We start from the raw sequence: 13403 nt of genomic DNA, 5'->3' as shown, positions 1-13403 counted from the left end.
TTTCCCATCCGTACACGGCGCCCCAGTCCACCTTGGAGACCCGAGCGAGATCGGCATCGCGAACTTGGCGCGCCCCGACTACGGCGATCCGGTCGAAGTACGTTCCGGAGAACTGCCCGTGTTCTGGGCCTGTGGCGTCACCCCCCAGTCGGTCATCGCCGCGATGCGTCCCCGGTTCTGCATTACCCATGCACCGGGCCACATGTTGGTGACTGATTTGCGCAACAGCAACCAATCAGTGTTCTAGCTCGACCCATGAGCGAGCCGTTACCCGCCTTCACTCAAGGGAAATAAAACCCCGATAAGCAGCGCAATACCCAACGAAACGCACCCGGGGTCAGCAGGCTCCGAGATGCTGGCTTGAATCCCGCTCAACCCAGAGGACTGCTCCATGAAAACAATAATTGCCGCACTCGCCAGTACCCTGATCATCGGTTCAGCTTGCGCTGAGGAACTACCCACTACCCAACTCAGGATCATCGGTGGCTTGAGTAACCTCACTGCCTACAACGACTACGAAAAGCCATTCTGGAACAAGACCATTCCAGAGCTCTCCAATGGCCAGGTCACTGCCGACATCAAGGGCTTCAACGAGATGGGCCTGAAGGGCCCGGAATTGCTGCGCCTTATGTCCCAGGGGGTGGTCGAGTTTGGCACCGCGTCCTTGTCCTACTTCGCCAGCGACGACCCAATCAACGAAGCCATCGATCTGGCCGGCCTAGCCCCGGACGTGACAACTGCGCGCGCAGTGACCGATGCCTTCGAGCCGATATACGCCGATTACTACAGCGACAACACCAACATCAAGTTGCTCGGTATTTCCACGTACCCCGGCCAAGTGCTGTTTTGTAACGCCGACATCCAGGGGCTGGCCGATATCAAGGGCAAGAAGGTCCGTACCAGTAGCCGCACCCAGGCCGATTTCATTGCAGCCCTGGGCGGCGTCAGCGTGACCCTGGCTTTCGGTGAAGTAGTCCCTGCCATGCAGAACAAGCTGGTCGATTGCGCGATTACCGGTTCGCTGTCGGGCTACTCCGCAAAGTGGTACGAAGTATCCACTCACCTGTATGCCTTGCCGATCAACTGGAATCAGCAGATCCATGCGGTCAACCAAAAAACCTGGGCCAAGCTCGAGCCGCAGGTGCGTGAGTTCCTGCAAAGCAACATCACCACCTTGGTCGACGACATCTGGAGCGCCGCCGCCCGCCAGACCCAGGAAGGCTACGACTGCAACAGTGGTGCGCCGAGCTGCCCTTACCCGGTCAAGGGCAAGATGGTCCTGGTACAGCCAAGCGAGGCCGACCGCCAACTGCTGCAGAGCCTTCGTGACGACGTGCTGAACAAATGGGCCGCACGCTGTTCCGCGCAATGCGTGACGGATTTCAACGCCACTGTGGGCAAAACGCTGAATATCTCGGCGAACAAGTAAGTCGCCACGCCGCGAGCCTTCTCGGCGGGAGGCCTCGCGCAACTAGAAGCGGGGCGTCCAGCCCCCACGGAGTAATGCCATGACTTCCCCTTGTTTAGTCGTGCTCTCGCGCCTGCTGGCGCAGGCGCGACGGTTATCGCGCGCCGCTGTTTGGGTTGGCGGCGGGCTGACGCTCGCCAGCGTGCTGTTGATCGCTTATGACGTCAGCATGCGCCGGCTGTTCGGTATCACCATCGGCGGCGCCGACGAACTGTCCAGCTATGCATTTGCCATCAGCATCAGCTGGGCGTTGGCGTTTACCGCTCTGGAGCGCGCCAATGTCCGGGTGGACGTGCTCTACCAATATTTACCCGTGCGCATCAGTGCGCTGCTGGACTGGATCGCCCTGGTCACCCTCGGTGTGTTCGCTGTCTACCTCACCTACTACGCCTATGACGTGGCAATGACCTCATGGATCCACAACTCCGCGGCCAACACGCCCCTTGCAACGCCTCTGTGGCTGCCTCAAACACTCTGGGTACTCGGCCTGGCCTGGTTCTCTCTGGTACTGGCGTTGATGCTGATCCGCTCCTCTATAGCCCTGGTCACTGGCGATATCGAAACCCTGAAACTGCTGTGCGGAGTCAAGTCGGCGCAGGAAGAAGCGGCTGAAGAGGCCGCCACGGGCGAACGCCTTGTTCGGGGAGAACAAGCATGATCGCTGTCGCACTGATTATTCTGCTGACGCTGATCGGCCTCAGTATTCCGGTTGCCGCTGCTCTGGGTGTACTCGGCCTGATTCTCGACCCGCTCTACTCCATGCTGCCGTTGAGCCGGGCAATGGGAGAACTGGCCTGGAGTTCAAGCAACGAATTCCTCCTGGTAGCGATTCCATTGTTCATCATGCTCGGCGAAATCCTGTTGCGCGCCGGCTTCGCCGAACGCATGTACAGCTCGATGAGCCTGTGGCTGTCGTGGCTGCCGGGCGGACTGATGCACGCCAACATCGGCGCCTCCACCCTGTTCTCCGCGACCTCCGGTTCCAGCGTGGCGACCGCCGCCACCGTCGGCACGGTGGCGCTGCCGCAAATCAAGCGCTTCGGTTACAACGAACCGTTGTTTCTCGGCAGCATCGCCGCCGGCGGCACCCTCGGCATTCTGATCCCGCCGTCGATCAACCTGGTGATCTACGGCGTATTGACCAATTCATCGGTGCCCAAGCTTTACTTGGCGGGAATCATCCCCGGCCTCCTGATGGCGGCCATGTTCATGCTGATCATCGTCATCGCCTGCATCGCCAAACCGCACTGGGGTGGCCAGCGCATACACGCGAGTTGGGGCGAGCGCTTCACCAGCCTGATCCACCTGTTGCCGCCCCTCGGTATTTTCCTCCTCGTCGTGGGCTCGATCTACGCTGGCATCGCCACTCCGACTGAAGCCGCCGCACTCGGCGTGGTCGGCGCGCTGATCCTGGCCGCCTGCTTCCGCCGTCTGAATTTGAAGATGCTTGGTGAGGTGGTGGAAAGCTCGATGCGCGCCAGCGCGATGATCATGCTGATCGTCATCGCCGCCGCCTTTCTCAACTTCATCATGTCGGCCACCGGGCTGACCACGGCGATCACCGAAACCATCACCGGCCTGGGGCTGTCGCCGCTGTGGATGATCCTCGCCATCGTAATTTTCTATCTGCTGCTCGGCTGCTTCATGGAAACCCTGTCGATGATGATCACGACTATCCCCATAGTCGCGCCGATCATGATCGCGCTGGGCTTCGACCCGATCTGGCTCGGCATCGTGATCATCGTGCTGGTCGAGACCGCGCTTATCACCCCGCCGGTGGGCCTCAACCTGTTCGTCGTGCAGAGCCTGCGCAAAAGCGGCTCGATGCAGGCCGTCATCATCGGCAGCCTGCCTTTCGTAGCAGCCCTGTTCGCCATGGTCGCCCTGCTCACGGTCTTCCCCGGCTTGGCCCTGTGGCTGCCCTCAATATTCAGCAACTAATCCGCCACACGAACAACGCAGCGGCGAGCTCGCCGCTGCCCTGCCGGCCGGCCGGCGCCAGGCCTCTAATCAGGAAACCAGGATCATGAAGCTAAGCTTTAACCTCGAAACCGAACTCGGCACACAAAGCCTGCAGACCGACATCCAGCAACTGATAGTCGCCGGGTGGGCCGGTCGCGATCACGCAGCCATCGAGCATCATATCGAGGAATTGGCCGCAATTGGCGTACCGCGACCGAGCGCGGTACCGCTTTACTATCGCGTGGCCAGCAACCAGCTGAGTCAGGAGGATAATCTGCAGGTGATCGGCGAGCACTCCTCCGGCGAAGTCGAGGCCTTCGTCTTCGCCGTCGCTGGCGAGCATTACCTCAGCATTGCCTCCGACCACACCGACCGCAAGCTGGAAGCCTACAGCGTCGCCCTGTCGAAACAGCTGTGCATCAAACCTGTGGCACGCAGCGCCTGGCGCCTGGACGAGGTGGCGGACTACTGGGATGAATTGCAGATACGCTCGCGCATTCTCGAGAATGGTGCAGAAGTGCTCTATCAGGACGGCAGCCTGTCCAGCCTGCGCAGCGCCCAGGACCTTATCGCCGATTACACCGGTGGCCCCCAGCTCAACGACGGCAGCGGCATGACCTGCGGCACCGTGACGGTGATTGGCGGAATTCGTCCCGCACGCGTGTTCGAAATGGAGCTGTTCGACCCCCGGCGCCAGCGCAGCATCCGCCATCGCTACAGCCTGTCGATTCTGCCAGAAATAGCCTGATCCCTAGCGCGAGGACCATCGAACATGTTGCCGACCATCGAAGCCCTGGCCAACGAACTGGCTGCCGGACGTACCACATCCGTCGAACTAACCCGAGCGGCATTGGCGCGTGCCTGCGACCCAGCAGGCGAAGGCCCACGCGTGTTTACCCTGCTCGACAGCGAGCGTGCGCTGGCCAGTGCACAAGCCTCTGACCTACTGCGCGCAGCTGGCCTTGTCCGGTCTCCGCTGGACGGACTGCCGATCTCACTCAAGGACCTGTTCGATATTGCCGGGCAAACCACCTGCGCCGGCTCGACTCTGCTGCGTGACGCCCCCCCAGCCAGCCGCAATGCGCTGGTCGTGGAGCGCCTCCATGCAGCTGGCGCCGTGATAGTCGGCCGCACCAACATGACCGAGTTTGCCTACTCCGGCCTCGGCCTCAATCCGCACTATGGCACCCCGCGCAATCCATGGGATCGCGCCAATGGGAGGATACCGGGCGGCTCGTCATCCGGCGCGGCGGTCTCCGTGAGCGATGGTATGGCCGTGGCGGCGATCGGATCTGATACCGGCGGCTCCGTGCGGATTCCGGCAGCCCTCTGCGGACTGGCTGGCTTCAAGCCGACCGCCCGACGGGTAGCCATGGACGGTGTGCTGCCATTATCGACTGCACTCGACTCCATCGGCCCACTGGCGGCGTCGGTGCGCTGCTGCGCAATAGTCGACGCCATTCTGGCCGGCGAGACGCAAGACTTGCCCGCTGCGGCTGTACTCACCGACAGCAGTTTCGCCATCCCTAGCGACATCGCCCTCGATGATCTCGATGACAGCGTGGCTCAGGCCTTCGAGACAGCCTGCTCACGCTTGTCCGCAGCTGGCGCGCGGATTCGCCGTATCGCCATCCCGGAGTTCAGTGCATTGGCCAGCTTAAATGCACGTGCCACCTTCAGCGCGGCCGAAGCCTGGGCCTGGCACCGTGGCCACATCGCGCATAACGCCGCTGCCTACGACCCACGAGTGGTGTCACGGATCGTCCTTGGGGAAAAGATAAGCGCAGCCGACTACATCGATCTCGTCGTCGCGCGTAAACGCTGGATCGCCGCAGTGGAACAGCGCATTGCGCCATTCGATGCACTGCTCATGCCTACGGTGCCGCGGGTCGCACCTCGAATCGACGCCCTAGAGCAGGATGAACACGCTTATTTCCGTACCAATGGCCTGATGCTGCGTAACCCAAGTCTGATCAATTTTCTCGACGGCTGCGCCTTATCGCTGCCCTGCCACACCTCCGGCAGCGCGCCGGTCGGCCTGATGATCGCTGCCGCTGGCGGCGCCGATCGCCGTGTTCTGGCACTGGGCTTGGCGGTCGAAGCCGAACTCGCCGCGGCCTATTGACGTTATCTCGGGAGTCGAAGAATGCAGCGAGCACTGATCGTACCTGTCGAAGACTTGAGCGCCGAGGCTTTCGCGCCCTTCGGCTGGATACTCGGCAAGCCCTTTCCATCTGACCCCACTGCCTGCGCGTACAGTCATCCAGGCAGCGACTTCTGGCATGAGCACATCTTCATCCCTGGCAATGGTGGTGAAACTGAAGTGCTGTGGGTGAATTACCGCAACAAGACGTTGCAGCTGAATGCTCTAGAGGTGCATTGGCTCACGCAACAGGCCATTGTTCCGCTTGGCGGGGAAATCCTGCATGTGGTTTGCCCTGGCGTCGACGGCAGCCGACTGCCCGACCTCAGTCGACTAAAAGCTTTCCGTATTGGCGACAAGCAAGGCATATGCATGGCGCCTGGATGCTGGCATGCGAGCTTCGTGCTTGAAGGCCAAGTCACTTGCCTCATGCTGACACGCCGATCAACCACAGTAGACCTCGTGAATCATCTAATACATGGCTGCCAGGCCGAGGAAACCTCTGTCGTTGAGCTGGGAACACTCTTTGATGGACAGATTCTACTGAGCCCTGAAAAGTGAATGCTCCTAAAGCGCAAGACGCTAACCTCCCCTCTCATTCCATCGAACACTAGAACCACACCTAGACATGCCTACTCAGGCAGTTGCAGCAACACGGCGGCTCTTGCCCAAGCCATTGCCTAGCATCTGTCACGTGGCAAGGATGCTGAGTCGCGCATAGCCGACACAACGGCAAATGCATTAAAGTCTAGGCCGTCGTTGCGCCTGGCACGACGTACATCCCCCATTAAAGAGTCCAACGATGGAACACCGTGAAGCGCTGCTCACGCTGCGAACCTTTCTTTCTACCCAGATCCTCGGCCAGGAAAAACTCATCGATCGGCTGCTGATTGCCCTGCTCGCCGACGGTCATATGCTGGTCGAGGGCGCGCCCGGGCTGGCCAAGACCAAGGCGATCAAGGAACTGGCCGAAGGCATCGAAGCCGAATTCCATCGCATCCAGTTCACCCCGGACCTGTTGCCCGCCGACATCACCGGCACCGAGATCTACCGCCCGGAAACCGGCAGCTTCGTGTTCCAGCAGGGGCCGATCTTCCACAACCTGGTGCTGGCCGACGAGATCAACCGCGCCCCGGCCAAGGTGCAATCGGCGCTGCTCGAAGCCATGGCCGAGCGCCAGGTCAGCGTGGGTCGCAGCACCTACGAGCTGTCGCCGCTGTTTCTGGTGATGGCCACGCAGAACCCGATCGAGCAGGAGGGCACCTACCCGCTGCCCGAAGCCCAGCTCGACCGTTTCCTGATGCTGGTGAAGATCGGCTTCCCGGATTCCAACGTCGAGCGCAAGATCCTCGCTCAGGCCCGCGGCGAGGCGCTGCATGGCGAAACCAAGCCCGAGCACCGGGTCAGCCAGCAGGCGATCTTCTCTGCGCGCCGGGAAATCCTCGGCCTGTACATGGCCGATGCGGTGGAGGAATACCTGGTGCAACTGGTGATGGCCTCGCGCACGCCGGGCAAGTTCGACCCGGAACTGGCCGAATGGATCGCCTACGGCGCCAGCCCGCGCGGCTCGATTGCCCTGGATCGCTGCGCCCGCGCCCACGCCTGGCTGGCCGGGCGCGACTTCGTCAGCCCGGAAGACATCCAGGCGGTGCTGTTCGATGTGCTGCGGCATCGCATCATCCTGTCGTTCGAAGCCGAAGCCGCCGGCATCGACCAGGACCGCGTGGTGCAACGCATTCTCGATGTGGTGGCGGTGGCATAGATGCAGCCAGCCATGAGTCATCAGCCGCCAGCCATGACCCGGATGCCACCCGGGAATCGGCGAACCACGCGCCCGGATTGCATCCGGGCCAGCTGCTGAAGCGCCATGCACAGCCAGCCCACCCAACCCGGCGTCCGGGTCAATCTCGCCGAGCTGATCGAGATGCGTCACCGCGTGCGCGAGGTGCAGCTGTTCTCCACCCCGGCGCAACGCAGCCCGTTGATCGGCCTACACCACTCCAAGCTGCGCGGACGTGGGGTGGATTTCGACCAGGTGCGGGTGTACCAGGCCGGCGACGACGTGCGCAGCATCGATTGGCGGGTCACCGCGCGCACCCAGGAGCCGCACACCAAGCTGTTCCATGAGGAACGCGAGCGGCCGATCTATATCCTGGTGGAGCAAAGCCCGCGCCTGTTCTTCGGCTCCGGGCTGATGTTCAAATCGGTGCTCGCCGCCCAGGCCGCCAGCCTGATCGGTTGGGCCGCACTGGGCCATAACGACCGCATCGGCGGCCTGGTGTTCGGCGATCAGGAGCAGCACGAAATCAAACCGCGGCGCAGCAAGCAAAGCCTGTTGCAGCTGCTCAATCGCCTGGCCCGCGCCAACCAGGCGCTGTCCAGCGACATGCAAGCCAGCCGCGACAGCTTCGGCCTGGCCCTGCGCCGCGCCCGCGAAGTGCTGCGTCCCGGCAGCCTGGCGGTGATCATCTGCGACGAACGTACCCTCGGTGACAACAGCGAACAACAATTGAACCTGCTGGCGCGCCATACCGACCTGCTGCTGCTGCCGATCTCCGACCCGCTCGACCATGCCCTGCCGGCTGCCGGCCTGCTGCGTTTCGCCGAACGCGCTGCGCAACTGGAACTCGACACCCATGACGCCGGCCTGCGCCAGGCCTATCGCGCCCAGGGCGAGGCACGCCTGGCGCGCTGGCAACGCCTGGCGCAGAAGCTCGGCGTGCCCTTGCTGGCGCTGAGCACCCAGCGTGAGATGATCGAACAACTGCGCGACCACCTCAACGCGCAACGCCCCGGTAAACGGCTATGAACCCGCTGGATCAACTCGAGCCCCTGATCGCCCCGGCGCCGATCGACTGGTGGCCGCCTGCGCCCGGCTGGTGGTTGCTGGCCCTGCTCGTGCCGCTGCTGCTCTGGGGCCTGACGCGCCTGTGGCAACCACTGCGCCGCGCGCGCAAGGCGAGGGTCAGCGACAACGCCCTCGATCCCCTGCGGCTGGCCGCCCTGGCGGAACTCGAACGACTGGGCAAACCCTACGCCGGCGCGCCCGCCGGGCCCTGGCTGCAGCAGCTCAACGGCCTGCTCAAGCGCCTGTGCCGCCAGCACTACCCGCAGAGCCACAGCCACACCCTGAGCAGCCGTGGCTGGCTGGCGTTTCTCGACAGCCGCTGCCCGGCGGCCGGGCTGACCCGCTGGATGATTCTGGTCGAAGGGGCCTATAAACCGCACTGCACGCTCGATGACAAGGCCATCGACGGACTCAACCAGGCGGTTGCCATCTGGATTCGCAAGCATGTTTGAGTTCGCCTGGCCGTGGATCGTCCTGCTCGCGCCGCTGCCCTGGCTGCTGCGCCTGCTGCTGCCGGCAGCGGACAGCGGCGAGGCGGCCCTGAAAGTCAGCTTCCTCGGCGAGCTGGAGGGTTTGGCCGGTCGTCGCGCGCGGGCCAACCTGCCGGCCTGGCGCCAGCAGGCGCCCTTCGCCCTGCTCTGGTTGCTGCTGCTCACGGCCGCCGCCCGCCCGGAGTGGGTCGGCGAGCCGTTGCCGATTCCCGCCAGCGGCCGCGACCTGCTGATCGCGGTGGATGTATCCGGCTCCATGGCCTACGCCGACATGCGCTGGCAAGACGAGGAAGTCGACCGCCTGACCCTGGTCAAACACCTGCTCGGCGATTTCGTCGAAGGCCGTCAGGGCGATCGCGTCGGCCTGATCCTGTTCGGCAGCAGGGCCTATCTGCAGGCGCCCCTGACCTTCGACCGACGCACCGTGCGCACCTGGCTGGACGAAGCGGTGATCGGCATCGCCGGCAAGAACACCGCCATCGGCGATGCCATTGGCCTGTCGGTCAAGCGCCTGCGCCAACGCCCGGCCGACAGCCGCGTGCTGGTACTGGTGACCGATGGCGCCAATACTGGTGGTGAGATCGAACCTATGATCGCGGCGCGCCTGGCCGCCGCGGAAGGCATCAAGATCTACCCGATCGGCATTGGCGCGGATCCGCAACAAGGCGGGATCGCCGGCCTGTTCGGCCTCAATCCGGGGCTGGATCTGGACGAGCCGAGTCTGCGCGCGATAGCCGAGGTGACCGGCGGCGACTACTTCCGCGCCCGCGACGGCGCCGAACTGCGGGCCATCGAGCAGCAGCTCGACCGCCTCGAGCCGGTGGTGCAGCAGCCGACCCTGGCGCGCCCGGCCCAGGCCTTGTATGCCTGGCCGCTGAGCGCCGCGCTGCTGCTGAGTATGTTGCTGGTGGGCCGCGAGCTCTGGCCGCAACTGCAACAACGGCTGCGCCTATTGGCGCAACGTCCCTGGCGGAGACAGCCATGATCGAAGACTGGCTACTGGCTGTATGGCCGCACTGGTTGCGCCCTTACTGGCTGCTGCTGGTGCCACTGCTGGCGGGATTGCTCTGGCAACTCTGGCACCGGGAGAGGCGCGCCGGCCGCTGGCAACTGCTGCTGCCGCCGGCGTTTCATGCGGCGCTGCTCAGCGGCGGCCGGGGCCACGCCAGCCGCCTGCCCTGGATCGCCCTAGGGCTGGCCTGGATGCTGGCCCTTTTGGCCCTGCTGGGACCCAGCTGGCAACGCCTGGAGCAAAGCAACCTGAAACCCGCCGATCCGCTGGTGATCATGCTCGAATTGACCCCACAGATGCTCGCCAGCGACGGCTCGCCCAACCGCCTGGAGCAGGCCAAACGCAAGCTGCTCGATCTGCTCCAGGCCCGCCGCGATGCGCAGACCGCCATCGTCGTATACGCCGGCAGCGCCCACACTCTGGTGCCGCTTTCCGACGACCTGGCCACCAGCCACAACCTGCTCGAATCGCTGACGCCCTCGATCATGCCCGAGCCAGGCCGGCGCGCGGACCTGGCGCTGAGTCTGGCCCTGCAACTGCTGGAACAGGGCGGACAAGGCCAGGGCCGCATCCTCCTGATCGGCAGCGGCCTCGATCAGCAGGAGCGCCTCGGCATCAGCCAGGCACTCGACACGCGCGGCACGCGCCTGCACATACTCGGAATCGGCAGCGCCGAAGGTGCGCCTATCGTTCAGGAAAACGGCTCGTTGCTCAAAGACGCCCAGGGCGCGATTCTGATTCCGCGGCTCGACAGTGCCGGCCTCGCCCGTTTCGCCCGGGAGATCGGTGGACGCTATCGCCCGGCCAGCCTGGATGACCGCGACCTGGATGACCTCGGCCTGCTCGCCGCGCCCCAACAACTGCGCAGCGACAGCGGACAGACGCGCCTGCAGACCTGGGCCGACCAGGGCCACTGGCTGCTCCTGCCGCTGCTGCTGCTGGCCGCCTGCGCCGGCCGCCGGGGCTGGTTGTTCTGCCTGCCGCTGCTGATGCTAGGCGTGCCGCAGACCAGCTACGCCTTCAGCTTTGACGACCTCTGGTGGCGCGCCGATCAACAGGGCCAGCGCCTGCTCGAGGCACAGCGCCCAGGCGAAGCCGCCGCACGCTTCGCCGATCCGCAGTGGCAAGGCCTGGCGCTCTACCAGGCCGGCGATTACCCGGCCGCCGCCGAACGCTTCGCCCGCGGCGACAACGCGGTCGCCCACTACAACCGCGGTAATGCCCTGGCCCGCAGCAATGAACTGGAGGCCGCCCTGGAGGCCTACAGCCAAGCCCTGGAATTGCAGCCCGACCTGCTCCCGGCGCAGACCAACAAGGCCCTGATCGAACAGCTGCTGCAGCAAAGCCAACAACAAGAACAACAGGACCAGCAGCAACAACCGGATGCACAAGCAGACGAAACGCCAACCCCGCCGCCGCAACCACAGGCAGGTTCAGCCGAGCCCGATGCCGACAAGCCGCCACCCGCCGCCGGCCAAGCCAGCCCGGGCGACGAGGAACAAGCGCCCAGCCAACCCACGCCCGGCGACAGCGATGTGCCGACGCCCAGCGAACCGGACGATGACCTGGAGGGCGAGGAACAGATTGCCAGTGCCGCGGCGCCCCTCGATGGCGAGCGGCGCCAGGCCCTGGAACAGTGGCTGCGGCAAATCCCCGATGAGCCGGGCGAGCTGCTGCGGCGCAAATTCTGGTACGAACAGCAACAGCGTCAGGAACTAACTCGATGACCCGCCTGCTCTGCACCCTTCTCCTCAGCCTGCTGGCATTCCAGGCCAGCGCGCAAAGCTTCAGCGCGAGCATCGACCGCGCCCGCCTGAGCGCCAGCGAAACCTTCGAACTGACCCTCGAATCCGACGACGCCACCCAGTTCGGCAAACCCGACCTCAGCCCACTCGACACCCTGTTCGACGTGCTCGGCACCCGCCAGGTCAACCGCCTGACCACGGTCAACGGAGAGTCCCGCGCCATCACCCGCTGGATCGTCACCCTGCAACCGAAACAGAGCGGCTACGTAGTGGTGCCGCCGCTGACCCTGGGCGACCTGCAGACCCTACCGATCACCCTGCACGTGCAGGCAGCCAGCGGCGACAGCGCGGCCAGCAAACTGGCCCCGGTATTCATCGACGCCAGCCTCGATCAGTCCAGCGTCTACGTACAGGAACAGAGCGTGCTGACCCTGCGCATCTACCACTCCGTCTCGCTGTATGACGACAGCAGCCTGAGCCCGCTGGAAATGTCCGATGCCCGCATCGAACAACTCGGCAAACCGCGCACCTACGAGAAAGACATCAACGGCATCCGCCATGGCGTGATCGAACTGCGCTACGCGATCTTCCCCCAGCGCAGCGGCGAACTGACCATTCCCGCCCAGGCGTTCACCGCCACCCTGGTCGACCGCGCCGGCGACAACGACTTCCAGCCATTCGGCCCGCGCCCCGGCAAGGTCGCACGGGTCAAGTCACCGCAAATTCCCCTGACGGTCAAAGCCAAGCCCACCGACTACCCCGCCGATGCGCCGTGGCTACCGGCCCGTGCGTTGAACCTGGCGGAAACCTGGAGCCCGCAACCGGACGACGTCAAAGTCGGCGACTCGCTGACGCGCAACCTGATGCTCAAGGCCGACGGCCTGTCCAGCGCCCAACTCTATCCCTTGCCCGCCACCGAGGCCGACGGCCTGCGGCGCTACCCGGATCAACCGCAACTGGCCAACCAGATCAGCGACCGCGGCGTGATCGGCAGCCGCGAGGAGCGCGAAGCCCTGGTGCCCAATCGCAGCGGCCAGTTCGAACTGCCGGCGGTGGAAATCGTCTGGTGGAACACCCTCGAAGACCGCCTGGAACGTGCCAGCCTGCCGGCCCGACGCCTGATGGTTGCGCCGGCTCCGGGCCTCGAGGCAGAGCCGCTGCCCAGCGAAACGCCGACCCAGGCCTGGGTCCAAGGCCCGCCGTTGTGGCCCTGGCAACTGAGCAGCGCCATTCTCAGCCTCAGCACCCTGCTCGGCTTCGGCCTCTGGTGGCATGCCCGCCGCCAACCGGCCATCGCCCGCGCCAACCAGACCGGCCCCAGCCCGCGCACCCTGCTCGACGACCTCAAACGCGCCTGCCTGGCCAACGACTCGCAAGCCACCCGCCACGCCCTCGACGCCTGGGCCCGCCAGCAACCGGAAACCCTCGCCGAAATGGCCGCCCGCTTCGTGCCCCTGTCCGATGCCCTGGATGGCCTGAATGGCGCGCTCTACAGCGAGATCGGCCAGCACTGGCAAGGCGAAGACCTCTGGCGCGCCATCCGCACCCTGCCCAGCAACGCGGCCGGCAGCAACCCCAGCACCCAGGAAACCAGCCCACTGCCGCCGCTCTACCCGCGCTAAGCAACGCCGCCGGCACACCACGTGCGACCCGAACGCCAAAAGCAAAAAACCCCTGAAAGATTGCTCTCTCAGGGGTTTTGCGAAAGTGGCGGTGAAGGTGGGATTCGAACCC

At 64.5% G+C, this 13403-nt stretch carries 13 protein-coding genes; all 13 read left to right on the top strand.

What is annotated here, in order from left to right:
* Positions 1 to 247, top strand: a 247-nt coding sequence (locus ABZE94_RS14635; protein WP_372876240.1) for a D-glutamate cyclase family protein, incomplete at its 5' end; no start/stop codon positions are given.
* 144 nt (positions 248 to 391) lie between these two features.
* The gene (locus tag ABZE94_RS14630) at positions 392 to 1429 is read left to right on the top strand and encodes a TRAP transporter substrate-binding protein (RefSeq protein ID WP_372876239.1); all 1038 of its coding nucleotides are present in this window, start codon (positions 392 to 394) and stop codon (positions 1427 to 1429) included.
* Between the two features lie 79 nt (positions 1430 to 1508).
* Positions 1509 to 2126, top strand: coding sequence for a TRAP transporter small permease subunit (locus tag ABZE94_RS14625; RefSeq protein WP_372876238.1), 618 nt, complete (start codon positions 1509 to 1511; stop codon positions 2124 to 2126).
* Complete coding sequence (locus ABZE94_RS14620) at positions 2123 to 3409, top strand: TRAP transporter large permease (RefSeq protein WP_372876237.1); 1287 nt, start codon at positions 2123 to 2125, stop codon at positions 3407 to 3409. The genes ABZE94_RS14625 and ABZE94_RS14620 overlap by 4 nt, the downstream gene beginning before the upstream one ends.
* Positions 3410 to 3494: 85 nt before the next feature.
* Positions 3495 to 4178 carry a DUF2848 domain-containing protein gene (locus ABZE94_RS14615; protein WP_372876236.1) on the top strand — a complete coding sequence of 228 codons (684 nt, stop codon included), beginning with the start codon at positions 3495 to 3497 and terminating at the stop codon, positions 4176 to 4178.
* Between the two features lie 24 nt (positions 4179 to 4202).
* Entirely contained in the window at positions 4203 to 5555 is a 1353-nt protein-coding gene (locus ABZE94_RS14610; RefSeq protein ID WP_372876235.1) for an amidase, read from the top strand.
* A gap of 21 nt (positions 5556 to 5576) precedes the next feature.
* Complete coding sequence (locus ABZE94_RS14605; RefSeq protein ID WP_372876234.1) at positions 5577 to 6134, top strand: ureidoglycolate lyase; 558 nt, start codon at positions 5577 to 5579, stop codon at positions 6132 to 6134.
* A gap of 241 nt (positions 6135 to 6375) precedes the next feature.
* On the top strand, positions 6376 to 7335 hold the full coding sequence (locus tag ABZE94_RS14600) for an AAA family ATPase (protein WP_372876233.1): 960 nt from the start codon (positions 6376 to 6378) through the stop codon (positions 7333 to 7335).
* 105 nt (positions 7336 to 7440) lie between these two features.
* Positions 7441 to 8382 (top strand): DUF58 domain-containing protein, encoded by a 942-nt coding sequence (locus tag ABZE94_RS14595; RefSeq protein ID WP_372876232.1) that lies wholly within the window; start codon positions 7441 to 7443, stop codon positions 8380 to 8382.
* Positions 8379 to 8873 carry a DUF4381 domain-containing protein gene (locus ABZE94_RS14590; protein ID WP_372876231.1) on the top strand — a complete coding sequence of 165 codons (495 nt, stop codon included), beginning with the start codon at positions 8379 to 8381 and terminating at the stop codon, positions 8871 to 8873. Before ABZE94_RS14595 ends, ABZE94_RS14590 begins: the two co-directional genes overlap by 4 nt.
* Positions 8866 to 9897, top strand: a complete 1032-nt coding sequence (locus ABZE94_RS14585; protein ID WP_372876230.1) for a VWA domain-containing protein — start codon at positions 8866 to 8868, stop codon at positions 9895 to 9897. Before ABZE94_RS14590 ends, ABZE94_RS14585 begins: the two co-directional genes overlap by 8 nt.
* Positions 9894 to 11651 (top strand): VWA domain-containing protein, encoded by a 1758-nt coding sequence (locus tag ABZE94_RS14580; protein WP_372876229.1) that lies wholly within the window; start codon positions 9894 to 9896, stop codon positions 11649 to 11651. The genes ABZE94_RS14585 and ABZE94_RS14580 overlap by 4 nt, the downstream gene beginning before the upstream one ends.
* Positions 11648 to 13291, top strand: a complete 1644-nt coding sequence (locus ABZE94_RS14575) for a BatD family protein (protein ID WP_372876228.1) — start codon at positions 11648 to 11650, stop codon at positions 13289 to 13291. The genes ABZE94_RS14580 and ABZE94_RS14575 overlap by 4 nt, the downstream gene beginning before the upstream one ends.
* Positions 13292 to 13403 lie beyond the last annotated feature (112 nt).

This window comes from Pseudomonas sp. (assembly GCF_041601375.1).
GTDB lineage: Bacteria > Pseudomonadota > Gammaproteobacteria > Pseudomonadales > Pseudomonadaceae > Aquipseudomonas.
The sequence above is the reverse complement of the archived record's forward strand: the minus strand, read 5'-3'. Positions and strand labels throughout refer to the sequence as shown.

Coding starts and splice junctions, on each gene's coding strand:
- ABZE94_RS14630 (WP_372876239.1), top strand. CDS start 392: ATGAAAACAATAATTGCCGCACTCGCCAGTACCCTGATCATCGGTTCA.
- ABZE94_RS14625 (WP_372876238.1), top strand. CDS start 1,509: ATGACTTCCCCTTGTTTAGTCGTGCTCTCGCGCCTGCTGGCGCAGGCG.
- ABZE94_RS14620 (WP_372876237.1), top strand. CDS start 2,123: ATGATCGCTGTCGCACTGATTATTCTGCTGACGCTGATCGGCCTCAGT.
- ABZE94_RS14615 (WP_372876236.1), top strand. CDS start 3,495: ATGAAGCTAAGCTTTAACCTCGAAACCGAACTCGGCACACAAAGCCTG.
- ABZE94_RS14610 (WP_372876235.1), top strand. CDS start 4,203: ATGTTGCCGACCATCGAAGCCCTGGCCAACGAACTGGCTGCCGGACGT.
- ABZE94_RS14605 (WP_372876234.1), top strand. CDS start 5,577: ATGCAGCGAGCACTGATCGTACCTGTCGAAGACTTGAGCGCCGAGGCT.
- ABZE94_RS14600 (WP_372876233.1), top strand. CDS start 6,376: ATGGAACACCGTGAAGCGCTGCTCACGCTGCGAACCTTTCTTTCTACC.
- ABZE94_RS14595 (WP_372876232.1), top strand. CDS start 7,441: ATGCACAGCCAGCCCACCCAACCCGGCGTCCGGGTCAATCTCGCCGAG.
- ABZE94_RS14590 (WP_372876231.1), top strand. CDS start 8,379: ATGAACCCGCTGGATCAACTCGAGCCCCTGATCGCCCCGGCGCCGATC.
- ABZE94_RS14585 (WP_372876230.1), top strand. CDS start 8,866: ATGTTTGAGTTCGCCTGGCCGTGGATCGTCCTGCTCGCGCCGCTGCCC.
- ABZE94_RS14580 (WP_372876229.1), top strand. CDS start 9,894: ATGATCGAAGACTGGCTACTGGCTGTATGGCCGCACTGGTTGCGCCCT.
- ABZE94_RS14575 (WP_372876228.1), top strand. CDS start 11,648: ATGACCCGCCTGCTCTGCACCCTTCTCCTCAGCCTGCTGGCATTCCAG.